20 protein-coding genes are annotated in these 20,330 nt (G+C 70.2%); 11 read left to right on the top strand and 9 right to left on the bottom strand.

Annotation, left to right across the window (positions count from 1 at the left end):
- Window positions 1-70: 70 nt before the first annotated feature.
- Together F3H57_RS13385 and F3H57_RS13380 are read left to right on the top strand one after the other, a co-directional pair.
- On the top strand, window positions 71-850 hold the full coding sequence (locus F3H57_RS13385; RefSeq protein WP_149756421.1) for a PP2C family protein-serine/threonine phosphatase: 780 nt from the start codon (window positions 71-73) through the stop codon (window positions 848-850).
- Window positions 847-2,640 (top strand): serine/threonine-protein kinase, encoded by a 1,794-nt coding sequence (locus tag F3H57_RS13380; protein ID WP_149756420.1) that lies wholly within the window; start codon window positions 847-849, stop codon window positions 2,638-2,640. Before F3H57_RS13385 ends, F3H57_RS13380 begins: the two co-directional genes overlap by 4 nt.
- Here F3H57_RS13380 and F3H57_RS13375 read toward each other — a convergent pair.
- Genes F3H57_RS13375 through F3H57_RS13355 form a run of 5 tightly spaced genes read right to left on the bottom strand, consistent with a single transcriptional unit; the run spans window position 2,637 to window position 5,850 of the window.
- On the bottom strand, window positions 2,637-3,887 hold the full coding sequence (locus F3H57_RS13375) for a hypothetical protein (protein ID WP_149756419.1): 1,251 nt from the start codon (window positions 3,885-3,887) through the stop codon (window positions 2,637-2,639). The genes F3H57_RS13380 and F3H57_RS13375 overlap by 4 nt on opposite strands.
- Entirely contained in the window at window positions 3,884-4,276 is a 393-nt protein-coding gene (locus tag F3H57_RS13370) for a biopolymer transporter ExbD (protein WP_149756418.1), read from the bottom strand. The genes F3H57_RS13375 and F3H57_RS13370 overlap by 4 nt, the downstream gene beginning before the upstream one ends.
- A 1-nt stretch (window position 4,277) precedes the next feature.
- Entirely contained in the window at window positions 4,278-4,715 is a 438-nt protein-coding gene (locus F3H57_RS13365) for an ExbD/TolR family protein (protein WP_149756417.1), read from the bottom strand.
- Window positions 4,716-4,719: 4 nt separating this feature from the next.
- Window positions 4,720-5,367 (bottom strand): MotA/TolQ/ExbB proton channel family protein, encoded by a 648-nt coding sequence (locus F3H57_RS13360; protein ID WP_223163076.1) that lies wholly within the window; start codon window positions 5,365-5,367, stop codon window positions 4,720-4,722.
- Window positions 5,368-5,403: 36 nt separating this feature from the next.
- Window positions 5,404-5,850: a hypothetical protein gene (locus F3H57_RS13355; protein ID WP_149756416.1), complete on the bottom strand. Its 447-nt coding sequence runs from the start codon at window positions 5,848-5,850 to the stop codon at window positions 5,404-5,406.
- Window positions 5,851-6,067: 217 nt separating this feature from the next.
- On the opposite strand from F3H57_RS13355, the gene F3H57_RS13350 reads away from it, so the two are divergent.
- Window positions 6,068-6,889, top strand: coding sequence for a peptidoglycan-binding domain-containing protein (locus tag F3H57_RS13350; RefSeq protein ID WP_149756415.1), 822 nt, complete (start codon window positions 6,068-6,070; stop codon window positions 6,887-6,889).
- Window positions 6,890-6,896: 7 nt separating this feature from the next.
- Here F3H57_RS13350 and F3H57_RS13345 read toward each other — a convergent pair whose 3' ends face one another.
- Both F3H57_RS13345 and F3H57_RS13340 read right to left on the bottom strand, forming a co-directional pair.
- Window positions 6,897-8,045, bottom strand: a complete 1,149-nt coding sequence (locus tag F3H57_RS13345) for a type VI secretion system-associated FHA domain protein (protein WP_149756414.1) — start codon at window positions 8,043-8,045, stop codon at window positions 6,897-6,899.
- 12 nt (window positions 8,046-8,057) lie between these two features.
- The gene (locus tag F3H57_RS13340; RefSeq protein WP_149756413.1) at window positions 8,058-8,708 is read right to left on the bottom strand and encodes a DUF6931 family protein; all 651 of its coding nucleotides are present in this window, start codon (window positions 8,706-8,708) and stop codon (window positions 8,058-8,060) included.
- Between the two features lie 163 nt (window positions 8,709-8,871).
- Between F3H57_RS13340 and F3H57_RS13335 the strand changes: the two genes are divergently transcribed.
- Window positions 8,872-9,495, top strand: a complete 624-nt coding sequence (locus F3H57_RS13335; RefSeq protein ID WP_149756412.1) for an invasion associated locus B family protein — start codon at window positions 8,872-8,874, stop codon at window positions 9,493-9,495.
- Between the two features lie 6 nt (window positions 9,496-9,501).
- Complete coding sequence (locus tag F3H57_RS13330) at window positions 9,502-10,419, top strand: aminotransferase class IV (protein WP_149756411.1); 918 nt, start codon at window positions 9,502-9,504, stop codon at window positions 10,417-10,419.
- Window positions 10,420-10,479: 60 nt separating this feature from the next.
- Here the strand turns inward: F3H57_RS13330 and F3H57_RS13325 are convergent, their stop codons facing one another.
- Window positions 10,480-12,312, bottom strand: a complete 1,833-nt coding sequence (locus tag F3H57_RS13325) for an acetyl-CoA hydrolase/transferase C-terminal domain-containing protein (protein ID WP_149756410.1) — start codon at window positions 12,310-12,312, stop codon at window positions 10,480-10,482.
- Window positions 12,313-12,575: 263 nt separating this feature from the next.
- On the opposite strand from F3H57_RS13325, the gene F3H57_RS13320 reads away from it, so the two are divergent.
- From F3H57_RS13320 to F3H57_RS13295, 6 genes are all read left to right on the top strand, one after another.
- A complete protein-coding gene (locus F3H57_RS13320) occupies window positions 12,576-13,652 on the top strand; it encodes an NAD/NADP octopine/nopaline dehydrogenase family protein (protein ID WP_149756409.1) in 1,077 nt (358 codons plus the stop codon).
- The gene (locus F3H57_RS13315) at window positions 13,652-14,632 is read left to right on the top strand and encodes a 3-hydroxybutyryl-CoA dehydrogenase (RefSeq protein ID WP_149756408.1); all 981 of its coding nucleotides are present in this window, start codon (window positions 13,652-13,654) and stop codon (window positions 14,630-14,632) included. Before F3H57_RS13320 ends, F3H57_RS13315 begins: the two co-directional genes overlap by 1 nt.
- A 47-nt stretch (window positions 14,633-14,679) precedes the next feature.
- Entirely contained in the window at window positions 14,680-15,663 is a 984-nt protein-coding gene (gene dctP / locus F3H57_RS13310; protein WP_149756407.1) for a TRAP transporter substrate-binding protein DctP, read from the top strand.
- 66 nt (window positions 15,664-15,729) lie between these two features.
- Complete coding sequence (locus F3H57_RS13305) at window positions 15,730-16,230, top strand: TRAP transporter small permease (protein WP_149756406.1); 501 nt, start codon at window positions 15,730-15,732, stop codon at window positions 16,228-16,230.
- 13 nt (window positions 16,231-16,243) lie between these two features.
- Window positions 16,244-17,560, top strand: coding sequence for a TRAP transporter large permease (locus tag F3H57_RS13300; RefSeq protein WP_316633270.1), 1,317 nt, complete (start codon window positions 16,244-16,246; stop codon window positions 17,558-17,560).
- A 3-nt stretch (window positions 17,561-17,563) separates the two neighbouring features.
- Window positions 17,564-18,352, top strand: coding sequence for an aspartate/glutamate racemase family protein (locus F3H57_RS13295; protein WP_149756405.1), 789 nt, complete (start codon window positions 17,564-17,566; stop codon window positions 18,350-18,352).
- A 298-nt stretch (window positions 18,353-18,650) separates the two neighbouring features.
- Here the strand turns inward: F3H57_RS13295 and F3H57_RS13290 are convergent, their stop codons facing one another.
- Window positions 18,651-20,264, bottom strand: a complete 1,614-nt coding sequence (locus F3H57_RS13290) for an AMP-binding protein (protein ID WP_149756579.1) — start codon at window positions 20,262-20,264, stop codon at window positions 18,651-18,653.
- Window positions 20,265-20,330 lie beyond the last annotated feature (66 nt).

Here is a 20,330-nt window from a genome sequence, read left to right as displayed (position 1 = left end):
GCTTGACTGCGCTACCCCCGGCCCGCACTCTCCGCCCAAGGCGGGCCCGACGATCGGCAAAGGCACGGACATGCTGACCCCAATGTTCCGGTTCGAGACCGGGCAGGCTTCGGATGTGGGCCGCTGCCGGTCGGTGAACGAGGACGGTTTCCTGTCGAGCCCGGAAAGCGGGTTCTGGGCGGTCGCGGACGGCATGGGCGGGCACGCCGCAGGCGATTTCGCCAGCCAGGCCATCGTGCGGGAGCTGGCCTCCATCGGCCGCCCGGCTGGCATGGCCGATCTGCGGGCCCGTGTGCTGGAGAGGCTGGCCCGCGCGAATACGCGTATCCTGGACCAGTCCGACAGGCTGAGCTGCGGCGTCATCGGCTCGACCATCGTCGCGCTCCTGGTCCACGGCCCGGAATTCACCTGCCTGTGGGCCGGCGACAGCCGGGCCTACCGGCTGCGCGGCTCCGCGCTCAGGCCGCTGACGCGCGATCACACCGAGGCGCGCGAACTCATCGACACCGGCACGATCACTGAGGAGGAGGCCCGCGCCTGGCCCGGCCGTAACATAATCACCCGCGCCATCGGCGTGACCGAGACGCCCGATTGCGACCGGATGGAGGGCGAGATCGCGGTCGGCGACGTGTTCCTGCTGTGCTCGGACGGGCTTACCGAACATCTCGACGACAGCGAAATCGCCTGGCACCTGGCCCGGCCCATAGCGGTGCAGGCGATTTGCGAGGCGCTGATCGCCGACACGCTTGAGCGTGGAGCGCGCGATAACGTGACGGTGGTGGTCACGCGCTGCGTCGGCCGGATGCCGGGCACGCCACATCCTCCGATGACGAAGGACCTCTTTCCGTGACCCCCCGACGCCGCGACCGCGAGGACGAGCCGACGCGGATGAACGAGGACGACGAGGCGACGCGCGTCGTTCCGCTTTCCGACCGTGCGGTGCCGAAGGGCACCGGCCGCACCGGGCAGGAGAGCGCCGGGGCGGTGCCGCTCGGAACTCTCATCAACAATAATTACGAGGTGACCGCCGTGCTCAAGGCCGGCGGCATGGGCGAGGTCTATCGCGGCATCGAGATCGGCACCGGCGAGGCGGTGGCGATCAAGGCCATCCTGCCCGCGCTGGCCGAGGACGAGGCCGCGGAGCTTCTCTTCAAGCGCGAGGCCCGGACACTGCGCCAGCTGCAGGACGCGGCCATCGTGCGGTATTACAACTACGTCCACGACACCGCGCTCGACCGGTTCTTCCTGGTGATGGAATACATCGACGGCACCACGCTGTCGGATCACCTCCTGAGTCATGGCGCGATCGCCGAGCCGGACGCGCGGCAATTGCTGCGCCGGCTGGCCCGCGGGCTGGCAGAGGCGCATGCCCGCGGCATCGTCCACCGGGACCTGTCGCCGGACAACGTGATGCTGCCCGGCGGCCGTGTCGCCGACGCCGTACTGATCGATTTCGGCATCGCCAAATCGGCCATGACCGAGGGCACGATGCATGGACAGTTCGCCGGCAAGTTCCGTTTCGTCGCGCCCGAGCAGCTGGGGCATTTCGACGGCGCGATCGGGCCGTGGACGGATATCTACGGGCTCGGCCTGCTGATCGCCGCGGCCCTCGCAGGCCGGCCGCTCGAGATGGGCGGCACCGTGGTGGAAGCGGTGGCCGCGCGGCGCACCGTACCCGATCTGTCGCATCTGCCCGAAGCGATGCGGCCGGTCTTGGCAAAGTTGCTGGCGCCCGATCCGGGGGACCGGCCGTCCGGCATGCAGGCGGTGCGCCGCCTCTTGAGCGAACCGGCCGAAGACCCCGTCGCCACGCCGCGGCCTTCGGCACCGTCCAGGATCGTGCCGCCCGCACCGGCCGGGGCTGACGCTTCGAGGGACGAGTTCGTGGGGCGCGGCGGGCGCGGGCTGCTGCTATCGGCGGCGCTTTTGGCGCTTATCGGGCTCGGCATCGGGTTCTGGGCGCAGCGCCCGCAGGCGCCGGCGCCTCCCGCGCCAGCGCCGGAAGCGGCGGGGCCTGACGTCTCCACCCGCGACGGGTTCCTGGCCGCCTTCGACGGCGGCCCCTGCACGCTCGTGGCGCGCGTCGCGAGCGGGCCGAGGGCGGGCATGATCGCCGGCTATTCCGAGACCGGCGCACGTTTTCCCGGACTGCCCGCGGCCTACGAGGAAGCCTTCGGCGCGCGGCCCGGTATCCTGTCGCGAACCGTCACGGCGCCGCAATGCGCCGCGCTCGAGTTCGTCGGGGCGCTGCGTGGGCGAGGGGCGCAGCCGCTGCGAATGGCCCTTGGTTCGGAGCGTCTGGAGACCGGCGGCACCCTCAGCGGACAGATCGAAGAGCTCGGGGAGCGCGCGCTCTGGCTTGCGCTGGTGAGCGCCGGGGGTGGGGTCTACACACTCACCGACCGGTTGGAGCCGGCGGCGGAGGGGCAGGCTTTCTCGATCGGGCTGACGCTCGGGGACGGAGCCGGGCCGGCGCCGCAATTGCTGCTGGCGGTGGCGACCGAGGCGCCGCTGGCCACCGCCGCCGCCGCGCCCGACGGGGCACGGGCCGCGGAGTTGCTGCCCCGCATCCGAGCGGAGATCGGCGACGAGGCCGCGTCAGCTACGCTGGGCCACGTGTTGCTGACCCCAGGCACCTAGCGCACCGAGAATGTCGCGGAGGCGAGTCGTGCGCCGCGCGAGCCGGAGCCGGCGAAAACCTCTTCCGCCCGCTGCCCTGCCCGGTCCAGAAGCGCCTCGGGCGGCGCCTCGGTGGCCAGGGCGAGCAACAGGTGCTCGGTGTCCCGGCGTGGCCCCGTCCGGGTCAGCGGCACGTCGAATTCCGCAATGTCGCCGCGCCGCGCGGTAAAGCGGGCCAGGTCGTGCACCACGCCGTTGGTGTCCACCAGCAGGAGTGTGAGTGCCCGATCTCCGAGCCCCCGGATGCGCCCGGTGAGGCGCCCGCCGCTCGGCACGATGGCGCGGTCGAGCGCAAGGCCGAGGCGCAGTGCGGGATAGTCCAACGCGCTGCGGAGGTATTCCAGCGCGGCGCATTGACGCCGATCGACCAGGGTGCGGTTCTGCTTCATATCCGCGTCGGCCGGGGTCAGGAGGCGTGCGGAGAAGTCCGCCATCGCCCGCTGGCCCGCGGCGATCAGCGCCAGTGCTGTCCGTTCCGCCCCGTCGCGGCGCGGCAGCGCCACGAGGCAGGGATCGGCGGGGGTGGCCCGGATCCGCTTGAGAAGGTCGCCGAGCGCTAGATCCTGCGGGGAAGGCGCTCCGCCGGCAGCGATGCTGCGCCGCCCCTCCGCGGGGGGCTCCGGCCTGTCGGGCGGTGCCCGGGGCGCCGGCGTCGGGACCAGGGCAAGGCGGTCCGGGGCGTCGCGCTGCGGAGTCGGAGACGCCTGCATTTCCGCGGCCCGGTCCGTGCCGTCATCGCGGGTGGATGGCGGTGCATCCTCCGCGCGCTGCGGCAAGGCCCGGGACGCGGGATCGGGCGCCGTCGCCCCCGAGCGCCGGGCGATCGGCCCCGGCCCGGACAGGGGCGGGAGCGGCCGCGTCGTCGCGGCCGCCGGCGTATTATTGGGGGACAGCCTTGCCGGAGGCGCCGGAAGCACGGCGGCTGTGTCCGGCGCGGCGGGCGGAGCAGGGTCGCGGTCCTGCGGCGGGGCCGGGTCCGGCGCGTCTCCTTCGGCGGCCACACCGGAACTGCTACGGGCGATGACGTTGCTGTCGAGGCGCTCCAGCGTCACGATGCTCTGCACAATCGGGCGGCCGGGCGCCTGGGTGCCATCACCGGTTCGCGGCAGGACGAGAGCGGCAAGAGCGCCCGCATGCAGTGCGAGCGAGACCGCACCGGCGAGAAGCCAGGTGCCGGCGCCCGCCTGCGTGGCAGATAGCAGGCTCATGGACCGTCGCTCCCCCGGACCGTCAACAGCCGGATCTCCAGATGTCCGAGCCCCGGTTCACCCAGCAGCGCCAGCAGGTCCGAGGCCGGCGCCTCGCCCGGGACCAGCACGTGCAGCACCTCGGCCCCGGCCAGGCGCGGCCCGAGTATACCGGGGGTCACCGGCTCTCCGTCCAGTCGGGGCGGGCCGTCACCCGGCACCACCAGGATCGGCCGGAGCGCCGTCTCGACCGGCAGTTCGGCGGTGACGGGCGGCGCGACCCCCGGTCGCTGCGTCGTCCCGAGCGTTCCGGTCGCCAGGAAGAACAGGATCAGCAGCAGCACGATATTGACGATGGCCAGCGACACGTCTGGGCGGATCGGCGCCCGCCGGGGAAGCCGCAACGGCATCTCAGCGCCCCCCGTCCGCGACCTCGACCGTCCCCACGCCCGCCGCCCGCAACCGCGCGAGCAGCGTGGCCAGGTCCTGCACGCTGGCGCCGTCGCGCACGATCACGACGATCCGGGCCGCGCCGCGGTCCGGGCCGAGCGCGCCGATCAGCCGGGTCAGCGCCGAAAGCTCGAAGCGCTGCCCGCGCACCACGATCGCCCCGGCCTCGAGCGTCCAGAGAAGCGTGCCGGCTGTGGCCAGCGGCGTCGCCCCGACGTCCCCGCCGCTGCCGGCGCGCTCCGGCGCCTGCGAAAGGCTCTGCAAGGTCAGGGCCGAGAAGGGCGACAGGTTGGCGGTCAGCAGGAAGAAGATCAGCAGTTGGAACATCGCGTCGGCCAGCGGCGTCAGCGCAAAGCGGTAGCGCCGCACCCGAACCGGAGGATCGAGCCGCACGGCCACGCGATCAACCCAACCGCGCCGATGCGTCGACCCGGCCGTGGATCGCGGCCGAGATCGCCGCCTCGATCAGCGTGCGTTCGGTGTCGATCCGTGCCTCGAACCAGCTTGCCGCAAAATAGGTGACCAGCGCGATAGTCAGCCCCGCCGCTGTGGTGGTCAGAGCCACCCAGATGCCTCCCGCGAGGGCGGCGGAGTCTACCGCGCCGCCGGCGGCCGATAGGACCGAGAACGCCTCGATCATGCCGACCACGGTGCCGAGAAGGCCCAGCATCGGAGCCGCCTGCACGACCATTTCCAGAAGGCGCATCCGCTCTTCCATCGCGGCGAGCTCCACCAAAGCGGTCTGGCGGCCGAGTTCCTCCGCGAAGGCGGGCTGGTCCGGTCGGGCGTGCAGAGCCGAGAACACCGCCTGCAGGGTCCGTGCCAGCACCGACCGGCGCGGCGCGACAAGGCGCAGCGCCTCATCCTGCCGGTCCGAGAGCCAGGCGTCGAGCACCGCCTCGGCCGCCTTGCGCTGGCCGACACCGAGGCGGGCGAACTGGACCGCCTTGAACACCGCGACGGTGACGGCGATGAAGGACAGCCCGCCGAGCGCCGCGAACACGATCAGCGTGACAGGGTCGAGCATGTCGAACGCGATGGCCGAGAACATGGCCGGGGCTCCGTCGGTCAGGGCAGGGCGCGCGGGTCAGAGGCCGAAGGGGATCGGCGCGCGGCTGCGGGTCTTCAGATCGTCGATGCAGAGGGCAGAGTCCTCGCCGTCCGCGGCGCGGCGGCAGGTCCATGCCGAATTCACCAGCACGCGCGAAATCGCCTCGCACCGCGTATCTGGCAGCACGAAGCGGCGCACCCGCGTCCGGCCGGCCTCCAGCGCGCCGAAATCCACCGTCAGGATCTGTGAGACGACCCCGCCGCCGTCGAACATCACCATCTCGTAAGCGACCTCCGCGAGGTCGGTGGCGCTGGGGTTGCGCACGAGGTAGGTCATCCGGCACCCCCCGGCCTCCACCTGCTCGGCCGCGTTCAGTTCAAGCTCGAACGGGCCGGAGGCATTTGGGTCTTCGGTCTCCTGCGCTGTGGCGACGGTGGCCAGGCAGGCAAAGAACGCGCCCCCGAGCAAGGACGTGCGAGCCATGGCATTCCCCTATCGGCACGTTTCGTTGCGATCCTGCACGATTGGTGCGGAAACCTTCGATCAAGTCAACCACGGGCCTTTGCCGTAACCTCGCCAACCCTCGAAATCGGTTGTTTCGCGGATGTGCAGGCCGGTCCGACGGACGGTTTGCCATCGCCTGCGTCGGCTCCGGGTGACGTGCGGCTTCCGCTTGCCCGACACGGCGAACCGGTCGAATATGCCGGATATGCTGTTCCGCGCGCTGCCACTCTTTCTCGCCGGCCTGTTGGGGGCCGGAACCGCCCTCGCCGAGGGCGGTTCCGGCAAGGGTGCGTTCGTCTCGGCCCGCGTCTTTCCGCAGGTCGATCCGGCCGCGCCGGTGGCGGTCGTGGAGGATGATCTGATCATCCTGCCACATGTCGATCCAGCCCCCGTTGCCGCCGCGGTGGCGGCCGAGCCCGACATCCTGCTTTTCACGCCAGAGGCGGGCCGCGCGGCGCTGCCGGTGCCGGAGGGGCTGCCGGAACCCGCGTTGATTGTCGGTCTGTTGCCCGAGGCCGCCGCGCAGCGCGAACCGGCGCCGAGCCCGGACGCTGGGGCCGTCGCGGCGGAGGTCGACGCGCTGCGGCTCGCGGATCCGGCACGCTTCGGGGCGCTGGCCGCGCGCGGTGTTCTGGATCCGTCGCCGGACACGCTCGTGGTGACATTGCAGCGGGCGCTGCGGCGTCTCGGCTGCTATGGCGGCGCCATCGACGGCGCCTGGGGGCCGCAATCGCGACGCGGGGCTGCGGCGTTCCGCGGCGCGGCCGGGGTGCCCGGCGACAGCCAGCCGACGGCGGCGCTGTACCGCGCCGTGTTGCTCAATCCCGGCGTGACCTGCCCGCCGGTTGTCGCGGCCCCGGCGGCCCCATCGCGCAAAGCGGCGGCGGCCCGGGGCGGTGACCGGGTGCACGGCGCGGCGCCGGCCCGCCAGGCCGCACCGGCGCGCCGGTCCGCGCCCGCTCCGGCTGCGTCGCCACGGATTGATCCGAGCGCGCTCGGCATCGGCGTATTCCGCTGACCTCGCGTCAATCCTCCCTTGGTGTGGACTGAGAGGGGGGCGCGTCTGCGGCTAGCGCGCCATAGGCGGTGGCATAAGCCTCGAGCACCGCCTCGATCATGCCCGCCTCCCCCGGTTTGGCGCGCGCGTACCAGGCGGCGACATAGGCATCCCAGGCCCGCGACCTCCGCGCGGGCGAGAAGGGCAGCCCGGTCCGCACCTCCTCCTCGATCATATCGGGTGCAAGCCCCGACAGGGTTTCGGCGAGGGCCGGTCGCAGTGCCGCCGCCGCCGCGCGCTGATGTGCGGCAAGATCGGCCGTCGCGGCGTCGAAACTCTCCGGGCCCAGCAGGAAACCGTCGCGCGGTGCGACGAACATCGCCGCGATCGCCTGGTCCGCGTCGGGCAGCACCCGCAGCGGGTTGTTGGCGCGCGCGTGGGGCTGCGCCCGCTCGCCGCCGCGGACAAAGAGCGGCTCCTCCGCGCGGTCGCTCAACTGGCGCATTGTCGCTTCCGTCATGATGCGCACCGTGCGGCCGAGCAGCCGCGCCAGCGTCTCGGCATCGACCGCGTCGATGCCGCCGTGGCAGAGCCCGGCGCCTTCGCAGAATGCCCGCATCACCGCATCGTCGCCGGCGGGCCGGTCGGTCTGCGGCTCGCTTGTCGTCTCCTGGGTCGGTTGGCCCGCATCCAGGTCGAGGGGGTCGGGTCTTGCCGCCATGGACGGCGCCGGTTCGGGGGGCGTGGGGTCGGGCCGGGCCGGGCGGGCCGCGGCGCGGCTGGCCCAGTCGGCCTCCTCCTCTCCGGGCCAGGGCGTCGGACCGATATCGGAGGGGCGCAGCGCGGCCTTCTCGCGGGCGGCGCCGACCACCGACACCGCGATCGCGTAGCGTCCGACGATCAGCCGGTCGCCGTCGCAAAGCCGGTGCGCGCCGTCTATGCGCTGCGCCTGCCCGGCCAGGAATGTGCCGTTGGTCGACAGATCGGTCAGCCAGTACGCCCCCTCGGCGAAGCCGATGTCGAAATGATGCCCGGAGATGTGCCGTTCGGGATCCGGCAGGACCCAGTCCATCGTGCGCCGCCGCCCGGCGCTGAGCCCGGAACGGCTCACCACCACACTGGCCGGGCTGCCGTTGTCCAACTCGTCGTGGCCTTCTATCCGCAGGGTCAGCGTCATCTCCGCGCCTCGTCAGCGCACACCGAAAAGAGCCGCGGCCGCGTCGACATAGTCCTGCAGGCGGCCGCGCCGTACATCGCTCGGCGTCTCGGCCAGTTGCGACAGCACCGCGGCGTTGAGCGCCTGCGGCTGGCGCCAGCGCGGCGCCGGCGCGGGATCGTTGGGTGCGGGCGGGCCGCCAGACCAGCCCACGGCGAGTCCGAGCAGCACCGCCGGCGATCGCCGGGTCGCGAACAGGGCGGCCTGCATCGTCGCCCAGCGGTGGGACTCGTCCGGGTGGAGCAGCCAGTCCCGAACCAGGCCCATCATCGCGCGATCCGCGTCGGGCACCGCCTGACCGGCACCCGGCGACAGGCAGGCGTGGCCCCACCAGATCGCCGTGCGGGGTTCGGCGGCGAAAGCGGCGAAGGTGATCGCCTCCTCCGGCGTCGCGCTTTGACGCAGGCGGGTGAGATAGCTCCGCGTCGTGTCTCCGGGCCGCGGGCGGTGCTGGGTCAGCCGGGCGATCTCGGGCAGGCTTTCGAAGAGCTCGGCCGGGCCGTCGTGGCGCAATGTCCGCCGCGGCGGGCGGGTCCTGTCGGCCTCGGGCAGTTCGGCGGCATCTGTCCGGTCGGGCGGCTCCGGAAGCACGGACGCCGGGAGGTTGCCGCCGCCATCGGTCATTTTCGTCTGCTCCCCCCTGCCGTCCGCCCCGGCGCGGAGCCCGCACCGTACATCTGTGACGTGTGACATTCTGCCCGGCGCTCTCCTTGACAGCAACCGGTTTCGGTGGGTTTCTGCGCGGGCCGGCGGGACCGCCCGGCGACGCCCCAGGGGACGAGACGCCATGTTCAAGCCGACCGCGCTGTCGACCGCAATTCTGCTCCTCGTGGCCGCGCTCGTGGTTGTCGGGCCGGTGCGCGGGACCGCCCAGGACAGCCCGGCGGAACCGGCGCCCGACGCCACGACGGAGGCGGACGGTGCGATGTCCCCGGACGTCCTGCCCGAGCCGCCGGACGATGTCGCCAACGGTCAGAGCTTCGGCGCCTGGAGGGTGGCCTGTCAGGCGCTGACGGTGAACCGCACCGCCTGCACGCTCAGCCAGCGCATCCGCCGCAGTGCCGACAATGCCTTCGTCGCCGACATCCTCGCGCTGCCGCAAGGTTCGGAAGACGGCGGCGCGGCCATCATCGCGCGCGTGCCGACCGGCGCGCATCTGCCGTCGGGGTTCGTGATGCGCGGCGCGGAGGGCGAGGCGCAGCACGACTTCACCTGGCAGGTCTGCGGTCAGGACATGTGCGAGGCGCTGATTTCCCTCAGTGCCGAGGAGGTCGCTGCGCTCGAGGAGGCCGAGGGTGGCGTCACCGCCGCGTTCCGCCCCTCGGTGCAGGCCGAGCCGTTCTTCTTCCGCTTCTCCTTTGCCGGCGCGGGCGAGGGGCTGGAGGCGCTGTCGGGTGCCTCGGAGGGCTGAACCGGAATGACCGAGGACCGCCCCAGCACCCACGACGCCGAAGAGGATGCGCGCAACCGCGACATCCGGATCTACGTCAACGGCGACATCGTCCACCGCGATGAGGCCAAGGTGTCGGTCTACGATGCCGGCTTCATGCTGGGCGACGGCATGTGGGAGGGGATGCGCCTCTATAACGGGCGCTGGGCCTTCTTCGACGACCACATGGACCGGTTTTTCGACAGTTGCCACGCGGTCGGGCTCGACGTCGGCATGGACCGCGCCGGCATCCTCGACGCGCTGACCCGCACGGCCGAGGCGAATGGCATGACGACGGACGTGCATTGCCGGCTGATGCTGACGCGCGGGATCAAGGACAAGCCGTTCCAGCATCCCAAGCTGTCGACCACCGGTCCGACGCTCGTCATCATCATGGAGCATTCGAAACCGGCCGAAGCACTGGCGGCGGGCATCCGCTTGGCCACCGTGCCGCAGGTGCGCGGCCTGCCGCACAGCCAGGACGCCAAGTTCAACTCGCATTCGAAGCTCAACTGCATCATCGCCTGCCTGCAGGCAGAGGCCGCGGGCGCCGACGAGGGGCTGATGCTCGACCCGCATGGCTTCGTGAACACCACCAACGCCTGCAACTTCTTCATCGTCCGGCGTGGCGAGGTTTGGACCTCGACCGGCGATTACTGCATGAACGGCGTGACGCGGGCAAAGGTGATCGATCTCTGCCGCGAAAACGGCATCCCGGTCTTCGAGAAGAACTATTCGCTCTACGAGGCCTATGGCGCCGACGAGGCGTTCCTGACCGGCACCTTCGGTGCGCAGACGCCGGTCGCGTCGATCGACGGCAAGGCCATCGGAGACGGATCGCGCCCGGTCACGAAGCGCATCCGGGCGCTTTACGCCGATCTCGTGCGCCGCGACACGGCCGGTTGAGCGGAGGTCAGGCCGTCGCCCCGGCCAAGCGGGACAGGGGTCCGGTGGCCCCGCGCCGGTCTAGTCCCGCGCGCCCCCGTCCAGCGCGCCTTTCAGCGCAAACGCCTGAAGGCGGTCGCGCCAGGTCCGCGGCGCGGCGAGGTTCATGCGATGCAGGGCGGCGGAATAATCGCCACGGGTGCGCAATCCCCGCCATGCGAGCCAGAGCAGCGCCCGCCGCGACGCACCGGCGGCGCGCATCCGGTCGAGCGCGGGCAGGAGCTGCCGCTCGACCTCGTCGAAATCCGTGCCGAAGGGAAAGTCGGGCAGCGCGTCCCCGAATGGCGCGAGCCAGCGTCTGACCGTCTCTGGCCGGTTGTCGCGGCGCTCCGGCGGAACCTCGAAATCGGCCGGCAGCTTGCCCGCGTCCTTCGCCTGCCGCACCAGGTCGTCCTGGAACCGGCTGTCGGCGATGCCGATGAGCGCCGCGATCACCTCCGCGTCGGAGCGGCCCCAGAGGTCGGCGATGCCGTATTCCGTGACCACGATGTCGCGCAGATGGCGCGGCACCGTTGCATTGGCCTGCGACCAGACGATGTTGCTTTCGGTCTTGCCCTTCGACGTGCGCACGGCGGGCAAAGTGATGATCGACCGCCCGCCTTCCAGCGCATGCGCCTGGGTGACGAAGTCGTGCTGCCCGCCGACGCCGCTGACCACGCGCCCGTCCTCGAGCGTGTCCGACACGACCGCGCCGAGCGCGGTGACCTTCATCGCGGAATTGACGAAGCGCGCGCCCTGCCGCGCGTTTCGCTTGCCGGTCTCGTCGCCGAGGAGCGTGTTGGTGTAGCTCACCGGCACCATTGCGATCTTGGCGCGCCGCTCGGGCGGCATGTCGTTCAGGCGGGCGTAGAAGTCGCGGCTCTCCACGAAGAACCCGGCATGGATCGCGGCGCCGTCCACCTCGCGCCGCAGGATGCCGGCCTCGAAAAGCTGCAGGAGCCCATCCACCAGCATCTCCGTCACCGCGTATAGGCCGGTCTCGAATCGCCCGGTCTCGTCGAAGCCGTCCGCCGGGAACGGGGACGCAGCCAGGGCGGGCGCGATCTCGCCGCGATCCCGCAGGAGGAGCGCGTTGGCGACGGCGTCGCCGATCTCTCCGATCCCGATTTGCAGCGTGCCGCCGTCGGGAACCGTCCGGGCGACGTGCAGGCCGATGGCATGCGCGGCGTCGCTCACCGGCTGGTTGACCGCGGAGAAAAGCTCAAACGGCTCCGCCGGGTCGAGGAGGATGTCGGGCTCCGACGCCGGCAGGGCGGCGGGGCCGTCCATGAACGGCAGGCCGAGGTGCAGCTCTCCGGCGAAGAGGATGTCCAGGGTGCCGGCGCGGCGCCGCTCAAGTAGATCGACAGAGATGTCGGGGTTGCACGACAGGCTCAGCCGGTCGCTGCCGGGCGCGAGGAGTTGCAGCATCACGTTCGGCCGCTGCGCCAGCAGGACGGAGCAGGCGTCCGAATAGTTCACCGAGACATAATCCTGTTGCGCCGCGTTCGTGCCGAGCCAGCGGCCGGCGAAGAAGAAGAACTCTTGCACCTTGATGTTTTCCGGGAGGGTGCCGTCCCGCAGCATGCGGGCATAGTCGATCTCGGGGTAGGCGCCGAAGAGGCGGTCCATCGCCGGGCCGAGAAAGCGCTCGGCAAGGTCCGAGGACGGCGCCGGCCGCTCCAGTGTCAGCGCGGTGAAGATCGACAGCCGCAGCCCGGGGTCCTCCGCCGCCAGCCGGGTGAGCGCGTTGATCAACGTGACCGGCTTGCCGAGGCCGAGCGGCAGGCCGACGCGCAATTCCGGCCCGGCGCGCGCGACGATCTCCCGTGCGGCGGCGTCGGCATCGTCGAAGCGGACGGGCGATGGTGTCACGGGGGAGGCCTCTCGGGAAGTCAGGGGCGGCGATCCTCACGGTCAGCTAGGGGGAAGGGGCGCGGCTGTCGACAGGTTCCGGCAAGGTGCCGCCGAAACGGGCGGCGGCATCGGTTGACCGGTTTTTTCTTTCAAGCTTAAAATAAAAAACTTGCAGTTGCAGATAAATTTTGCTCGCATTGGTTCGGAGAACGGGAAACACCGGGTGTGTCCACATGCGTCCGCATGAAGTGGCCGCCCGCACGCAAGACGGGAGTAGCCGGGTGAAGATTGCAGTCCTCGGGGGTGGAAACGGGTCTTATGCCGCTGTGGCGGATGCTGCTGAGGCGGGGCACGAGGTGCGCTGGTGGCGCCGCGACGGGGCCAGCTTCGCCCCGCTCGGCACGCCGCCGACCCTGACCGTGACCGACCACGAAGGCACGCGGCAGATCGCCGTCGATACGACGGACGACCTCGGGCGCGCGCTGGACGGGGCGGAGGTGATCCTCGCACCGATGCCGGCCTTCGCGCAGGCCGATCTTGCCGACGCGCTGGCGCCGCATCTCGTGGATGGGCAGGTGATCTACCTCTCGCCGGGCTCCTTCGGCGCCTGGATCATGCTGGAGCGGATCCGCGCTGCCGGCTGCAGCGCCGACGTGGCGCTGTGCGAGACCGGCACGCTGCCGTGGCTCTGCCGCAAGCAGGGCGAGGCGGAGGTGCGGATCACCACGCGCGCCTCGCGCCTGCCGACGGGCGTTCTGCCGGCGCGGCTGACCGACATGGCGCTGGAAAAGCTGGGGCAGGTCTATCCCGGCGCGATCGAGCGCTGCGAGGATGCGCTGTCGGGCGCGCTGATGAATGCCGGGCCGATCATCCACCCGCCGCTGATCCTGATGAACGCGGGGCCGATCCAGCATTTCGACAAGTGGGACATCCACAACGAGGGCACGCAGCCGGCGATCCGGTCGGTGCACGACGCGCTCGACGCCGAACGTGTCGCGGTGCGCGAGGCGCTGGGCTACGGCGCGCCGCATTTCCCGCTGGCGGACCACTACAACACGTCGAACTGGATGTACGGCAACCTCGCCCATGACAAGCTTGTCGGATCGGGTGACTGGCACGAGCACCTCGACCTTCAGACCCACCGCTACATGACCGAGGATATCGCCGTCGGACTCGCTCTGCTGGTCTCCGTCGGCGAATGGGCGGGAGTGAAGACGCCGGTTGCCGCGGGCCTCCTGGCGCTGGCGAGTGCCGTCACGGGGCGCGACTGGCGCAGCGAGGGGCGGACGCTCGAGGCGCTGGGCCTCGCGGACCGCGACCCGAAGGCGTTCCAGAAGACCCTCGCGGAGGGGATCTGATGGCGATGCCATACGCCGCTTGCATCGGCGCCGGCCGCATGGGCCGCGGCATCGCCCAGGCGCTGGCCTATGCGGGCGGAGAGATCGCGCTTCTCGATGCGCGGGACCGCTCGCCGCAGGACTTCGATGCCTACGTGACCGCCGTGTTGTCGGAGGTCGAGGCCGGCCTCGGCATGATCGCCGATCTCGGCGGCTTCGACCGGGCCGATCTGCCGACCCTCAGGGAACGTGTGTCGATCTACCCGCTGGCCGAGGCGGAGGCCGCGCTCGAGGACGCCGAGATCGTCTTCGAGGCGGTGCCGGAGGTGCGCGACGCCAAGGCCGCCGCCTTCGCGCTCTTCGACCGGGCGGCGGGGCCGGAGGCGATCCTCGCCTCCACGACCTCCACGATGCTGGCGACCGATCTTGCCGGGCTGACCGCGCATCCGGACCGCTTCCTCAACGCTCACTGGCTGAATCCCGCGCTGCTCGTGCCTCTGGTGGAGGTGTCGCCCTGCGAGGAGACCTCGCCCGAGACGCTGTCGCACACCACCGCGCTTCTGGAGACCCTCGGCAAGGTGCCGGTCGTGTGCAAGGCCTCCCCCGGCTACATCGTCCCGCGTATCCAGGCGCTCGCCATGAACGAGGCGGCGCGGCTGGTCGAGGAAGGCGTCGCCAGCGCAGAGGACGTGGACCGCGCGGTGAAATATGGCTTCGGTCTGCGCTTCTCCGTGCTCGGGCTTCTGGAATTCATCGACTGGGGCGGCGGCGATATCCTCTATCATGCGAGTCGCTATATGGCAGAGGCCACTGGCGAGGACCGCTTCGCCCCGCCCGCCATCGTCAGCGAGAACATGGAGGCCGGCCGCATCGGGATGAAATCGGGGCAGGGCTTCTTCGACTACGCGGGCCGCGACGTGCCGGCCTACCAGAAGGAACGCATGGGCGCGTTCCTTTCGGCGCTACGGCAGGCGGGATTGTTCAAACCACCGGCCACCTGACCCCGGGCGAACCGGGACCGGCCAGTCCTTCACAGGGAGACAAGCAGATGACCAAGTTCACCACCCTGGCAAGCGCGCTCGGCCTCGCCGCGGCGCTGGCCGCACCCGCCGCGGCGCAGGAGACGATCCGTGCCGTGACCGCGTTCCCCAGCCAGCTCGCCTTCAGCCAGTCCTTCCTCGGCTTCGTCGATCTGCTCAACGAGCGCGGCGAAGGCGTGGTCCAGATCCAGTATATCGGCGGGCCCGAAGCGGTGCCGCAGAACCAGCAGATGGATGCCGCCGCGCGCGGCGTCGTCGACATGCATTACGGCCCCGCCTCCTTCCACCTCGGCACCATGCCCGAGGCGGATGCCTGGGTCGGATCGACCGTCACCGCGATGGACGCGCGCGAGAACGGCGGCTTCGAAATCATGCAGGAGGCGTTCGCCGAAAAGCTGGGCGTGCAGCTTCTGGCCCATATCGACAGCGGCATCCAGTTCCACATCTACACCGTGGATGAGCCCGGCCGCGCCGAGGACGGCAGCCTTGAGTTCAACGGCGCGCAGCTTCGCTCGCAGCCGATCTACAAGGCGTTCTTCGAAAGCCTCGGCGCGGTGCCGATCTCCGTGCCCGTGCCGGACGTCTATACCGGGCTGGAGCGCAACACCTTCGACGGCGCCGGCTGGCCGATCGTCGCGATCAAGGACCTCAGCTGGGACAAGTTCCTGCAGTACCGCGTCGATCCGGGCTTCTTCAACACCGACCTCGGGATCTACATGAACCCCGGCAAGTGGGACAGCCTCAGCGACGAGGCCAAGGAAATCCTCACCGAGGTCGCGGCGGAATACGAGCAGATCTCCTACGACAACTTCCAGGAGGTGATCCAGGAGACCGACGCCACCGTGCGCGAAGAGGGCATGACGGTGATCGAACTCGAGGGCGCGGCGCGCGACGCCTATCTCGACGCCGCCTACGACAGCGCCTGGGCGCGCATGGAGGCCTCGGGGACCGAGCGCTACGACGCCCTGCGCGAGGCGTATTACGACCGTTGATCGCAACTCACGGAACGGTCGGGGGAGCGGCGCGCGCCGCTCCCCCATTTTGGCAGCGGAGGGGACATGGCCCGGCTACTCAAGATCTATGACGGCGTGATCCACGGCCTTGCGGTGCTAGCGGCGCTGACGCTGGCGCTGATGGTTGTCGGGATCGTGACGGACGTGGTGCTGCGCAACATGGGCCGGGCGCCGGTGCAGGCGACCTCGGCGCTGATCGAATACGGTCTTCTGTTCGCGACCATGGCCGGGGCGCCGTGGCTCGTGCGGGAAAACGGCCACGTGGCGATCCGCGCGCTGATCGGGCTTCTGCCGGACCGGGTGGGAGCAGCGGTGGACCGCGCGATGCTGGTGTTCAGCATCGCGATCCTGGCGCTGCTGAGCTGGCGGGCCGGCGTCGTCGCCTTCGAGGCGGTGGAACGCGGCGCGGTCGACATCCGCTCCATAGCGCTGCCGGCGTGGATCCTGCCGGTGATGCTTTGCGCCGGTTTTGCGCTGATGGGGACGGAGTTCCTGCGCCTGCTTCTGCGCGGCGAGCGTTTCGACGCCTCGCGCGCCAGCCATTGAGGGGCATCCGCGCATGATGGCATGGTATTCCGCGACGGCGCTGATGATCGGGGGCGTCCTGGTCCTGATGGCCTTCGGCCTGCCGGTGGCGGTCGCGTTCCTCGGCATCAACATCCTCGGCGCGATCCTCTTTCTCGGCGGCATGCCGGGGATCGACCAGCTGATCGCCAACGCGACGGACAGCGTGACCTCGTTCAGCCTCGTGCCCGTACCGCTTTTCGTGCTGATGGGGGAGCTTCTGTTCCAGTCGGGGCTGGCGCTGCGGGTGTTCGACGCGCTCGACAAGTGCCTCGGCACCGCGCGTGGGAGGCTGAGCTACATGACGGTGGCCGGCGGCACGCTCTTCGCGACGCTGTCGGGGTCGTCCATGGCGAACACCGCGATGCTGGGCACGACGCTGATGCCCGAGATGAAGGCGCGCGGCTACAAGAACGTGCTGGTGATGGGGCCGATCCTCGCGACCGGCAGCCTTGCGATGATCATTCCGCCGTCCTCGCTGGCGGTGCTGCTGGGCAGCCTCGCGCGGATCGACGTCGGCGCGCTTCTGATCGCGGGGGTGCTGCCGGGGCTGGTGCTGGCGGTGCTCTTCGGCATCGCCATCCGCGTTATCATCGCGCTCGATCCCGAGGCCGCGCCCAGCTACGACGCCGAACGCGCCCCGGCGCGCGAGATCGCCGTAGCGCTCCTGCGGGACGTGGCGCCGATGGGGCTGGTCATCTTCGCGGTGATCGGACTGATCCTGTTGGGCTGGGCCACACCGACCGAAAGCGCCGCCTTCGGCGTGCTGTCGGTGGTGATCCTCGCGCTTCTCTACCGCAAGCTCGACCGCGGGGTGATCGTGCGATCCCTGCGCGGCACGCTCGCGGTGTCGGCAATGATGCTGACGATCATCGTCGCCTCGACCACCTTCGCGCAGATCCTCGCCTTTTCCGGCGCCTCGCGCGGCGTCGTCCAGTGGGCGACGGGCTTCGAGGTGTCGGGCTACGTGATGCTGCTGTTCATCTTCCTCGTGCTTCTGGTGATGGGGATGTTCATGGATCAGCTGTCGATCATGATGCTGTCGCTGCCGATCTTCATGCCGCTGGTGCTGCATTTCGGCTTCGATTCGGTGTGGTTCGGGGTCTTCATGCTGGTGGCGCTGGAGCTCAGCCTCGTCACGCCGCCCTTCGGGCTACTGCTGTTCGTGATGCTGGGCGTCGCGCCAAGGGGCACGACGCTGTGGGATGTCACCAAGTCGGTAGCGCCGTTCATCCTGTGCACGCTGATCCTCCTGGTGCTTCTGGTGCTGGTGCCGGGGCTGGCGACATGGCTGCCGGGGGTCGGAGGATAGACGATGCGGATATGGTACCAAAGCTACGTGGACAGCGAGAATGGCGGGGTCTACTGGACCGAGCTGGAAAAGCATCTGAACGCGGTGGCGCGCGAGGGTACGGAGATCGTGGTCCACGGCATCACGCCCTATGACAGCTACGCCCATCCGCTCGTCGAATGGCGCTGCGCGCGCGAGATGATCTGCAACGCCGTGCAGGCCGAACGCGAGGGCTACGACGCCTTCGTCGTCGGCCATTTCCAGGACGCGGGCCTCTACGAGGCGCGGGCGGCGGTGGACATTCCCGTCATCGCGCTTGGCGAGGCGTCGATGCTGCACGCCTGCACGCTCGGCCAGCGCATCGGGATCATAACGATCAACCGGCGGTTCATCCCGTGGTTTCATCATCAGATCAGCAAGTACGGCCTGCGCGAGCGCGTTTCGGACGTCTACGCGATGGATTTCGAGCCGGGCCAGATCCTCGGCGCCTTCGGCTCGGACGCGCGGCGGGACGAGGTCGCGCGGCTCTTCGCCGAGCAGGCGATGCCGATGATCGGGCGGGGGACGGACGTGCTGATCCCCGGCGGGGGCATTCCGATGCTGCTGTTCTCGCAGGTCCATGCCCACCGGATCGAGGGGCTGCCGGTGCTGAACGGCATCCCGGTGGCGGTGAAAGCCGCCGAAAGCGCGGTGGAACTCAAGCGCGAGTTCGGCCTGTCGGTCAGCCGGACGGGCGATTTCCTCCAGCCCCCGCGCGAGGTGATCGACGAGTTCCTGGAGCATCCCGCGCGGCATCCGGCACGGGACATGTGAGGGGCGGCCTCGCGCCGGTCGAGCAATGCTCTGATCGCCCGAACAGCACCGCAGGTGCCGGGCGCGCGCCGGACCGGCCCGGCGGTCTGGCGCGATGTCACCCGCGTGCAACGTTCGTATTGCGGAGGCGCGTGGCCGGGATAAAGCGCAGTCCTCGGAGGGCGCAGCGCCAGACCCCGGTCCGGCGCGCGCCCGGCCCCTTCGGTGGCTCGGGGGTTAAGTAGGGAGCTCAGGGCAGCCAAGGCTTGGCGCAAGGCGCGATTCCCAGGAAGCACGATGTGCCCGGCACCTTCCGGCCCTAGTCCTTCAGGCGGAAGCGCTGGATCTTGCCGGTCTCGGTCTTCGGAAGGGCCTCCACGAAGCTCACTGCGCGAGGATACTTGAACGGCGCGATTGTCGCCTTGACGTGGTCCTGCAGCGCCTTGACCAGCGCGGAGTCGCCGGTGTGACCCTCCGCCAGCACCACGTGGGCGGAGACGATGGCGCCGCGCTCCTCGTCGGGCTGGCCGACCACGGCGCATTCGGCCACGGCTTCGTGTGCGAGCAGTGCCGCTTCCACCTCCGGCCCCGCGATGTTGTAGCCCGACGACACGATCATGTCGTCGTTGCGGGCGGCGAAGTGCAGGTAGCCCCCTTCGTCCATCACGAAGGCGTCGCCGGTGACGTTCCAGCCGTCCCGGACATAGTCGGTCTGCCGGTCGTCGGCGAGGTAGCGGCACCCCGTCGGCCCACGCACGGCGAGCTTGCCGATTGTGCCGCGCGGCACCTCCTGCCCGTCCTCGCCGATCACCTTGGCCTCGTAGCCGGTCACGGGCTTGCCGGTGCAGGCCGGGCGGTGGTCGTCGAAGCGGTTGGAGATGAAGATATGCAGCATCTCCGTCGCGCCGATCCCGTCGAGCATCGGCTTGCCGGTCTTCTGCATCCACTCCTCGTAGACCGGCGCCGGCAGCGTCTCCCCGGCCGAGACGGCGGCACGGAGTGAGGACAGGTCCGCGCCCTCGTCCATCGCCCGCAGCATCACGCGGTAGGCGGTGGGTGCGGTGAAGCTGACCGTGGCGCGGTACTTCTGGATGATCTCGATCATGTTCGGGGGTGAGGCGGTCTCGAGCAGCGCCGCCGCCGCGCCGAAGCGCAGCGGGAACACCGCGAGCCCGCCCAGCCCGAAGGTGAAGGCCAGCGGCGGCGAGCCGACGAAGACGTCGTCGGGGGTCACGCCCAGCACTTCCTTGGCGTAGCCGTCCGCGATCGTCAGGATGTCGCGGTGAAAGTGCATCGTCGCCTTGGGCGATCCGGTGGTGCCGGAAGTGAAGCCCAGAAGCGCCACGTCGTCGCGTCCAGTGTCGACCGCGTCGAACAGCACCGGTTTTTCCAGCGCGAGGCGGTCAAGCTCCGCATCGTGGTTCGAGGTGCCGTCGAAGCCGACCACTTTCTTCAGGAACCGGCTCGACTTGGCGCAGATGACCATCTCGTCCATCAGCCGCGTGTCGCAGAGCGCGAATTCGATCTCGGCCTTGTCGACGACCTTTGCCAGCTCCCCGGCGCGCAGCAGCGGCATGGTGTTCACCACCACCGCGCCGGCCTTGGTCGCCGCCAGCCACGCCGCCACCATCGCCGGGTTGTTGGCCGAGCGGATCAGCACGCGGTTGCCCGGCTTCACGCCCAGATCGTCCACCAGCGCATGGGCGAGCCGGTTGGTCCAGTCGGCCAGCTCCTTGTAGGTGCGCCGGCGTCCATTGCCGATCAGCGCTGTGCGGTCGCCGTGGCCACGGGCGACCATCGCGTCGGTCAACTCCACGCCCGCGTTCAGCCGCTCGGGGTAGTCGAACCCGTCCAGCAGGAAGTCGGGCCAGCGGTCCAGCGGGGGAAGGTTGTCGCGGGTGAAGGTGTCGGTATGGGCCGATGGGCCCAGCACGTCGTGCACAGACTGCTCTGTCATCAGTCCAAACTCCCTGTTGCCGGCCTCGGGCCGGGATGACGG

Origin of the sequence: Roseivivax sediminis (assembly GCF_900112685.1) — a bacterium.
GTDB lineage: Bacteria > Pseudomonadota > Alphaproteobacteria > Rhodobacterales > Rhodobacteraceae > Roseivivax > Roseivivax sediminis.
Note: the sequence above shows the minus strand (reverse complement) of the source record. Positions and strands in the feature narration are given on the sequence as shown.

Coding starts and splice junctions, on each gene's coding strand:
- F3H57_RS13370 (WP_149756418.1), bottom strand. CDS start 4,276: ATGCCGTTGCGGCTTCCCCGGCGGGCGCCGATCCGCCCAGACGTGTCG.
- F3H57_RS13300 (WP_316633270.1), top strand. CDS start 16,244: ATGATGGCATGGTATTCCGCGACGGCGCTGATGATCGGGGGCGTCCTG.
- dctP (WP_149756407.1), top strand. CDS start 14,680: ATGACCAAGTTCACCACCCTGGCAAGCGCGCTCGGCCTCGCCGCGGCG.
- F3H57_RS13355 (WP_149756416.1), bottom strand. CDS start 5,850: ATGGCTCGCACGTCCTTGCTCGGGGGCGCGTTCTTTGCCTGCCTGGCC.
- F3H57_RS13295 (WP_149756405.1), top strand. CDS start 17,564: ATGCGGATATGGTACCAAAGCTACGTGGACAGCGAGAATGGCGGGGTC.
- F3H57_RS13360 (WP_223163076.1), bottom strand. CDS start 5,367: ATGTTCTCGGCCATCGCGTTCGACATGCTCGACCCTGTCACGCTGATC.
- F3H57_RS13345 (WP_149756414.1), bottom strand. CDS start 8,045: ATGACGCTGACCCTGCGGATAGAAGGCCACGACGAGTTGGACAACGGC.
- F3H57_RS13335 (WP_149756412.1), top strand. CDS start 8,872: ATGTTCAAGCCGACCGCGCTGTCGACCGCAATTCTGCTCCTCGTGGCC.
- F3H57_RS13375 (WP_149756419.1), bottom strand. CDS start 3,887: ATGAGCCTGCTATCTGCCACGCAGGCGGGCGCCGGCACCTGGCTTCTC.
- F3H57_RS13305 (WP_149756406.1), top strand. CDS start 15,730: ATGGCCCGGCTACTCAAGATCTATGACGGCGTGATCCACGGCCTTGCG.
- F3H57_RS13330 (WP_149756411.1), top strand. CDS start 9,502: ATGACCGAGGACCGCCCCAGCACCCACGACGCCGAAGAGGATGCGCGC.
- F3H57_RS13315 (WP_149756408.1), top strand. CDS start 13,652: ATGGCGATGCCATACGCCGCTTGCATCGGCGCCGGCCGCATGGGCCGC.
- F3H57_RS13385 (WP_149756421.1), top strand. CDS start 71: ATGCTGACCCCAATGTTCCGGTTCGAGACCGGGCAGGCTTCGGATGTG.
- F3H57_RS13340 (WP_149756413.1), bottom strand. CDS start 8,708: ATGACCGATGGCGGCGGCAACCTCCCGGCGTCCGTGCTTCCGGAGCCG.
- F3H57_RS13350 (WP_149756415.1), top strand. CDS start 6,068: ATGCCGGATATGCTGTTCCGCGCGCTGCCACTCTTTCTCGCCGGCCTG.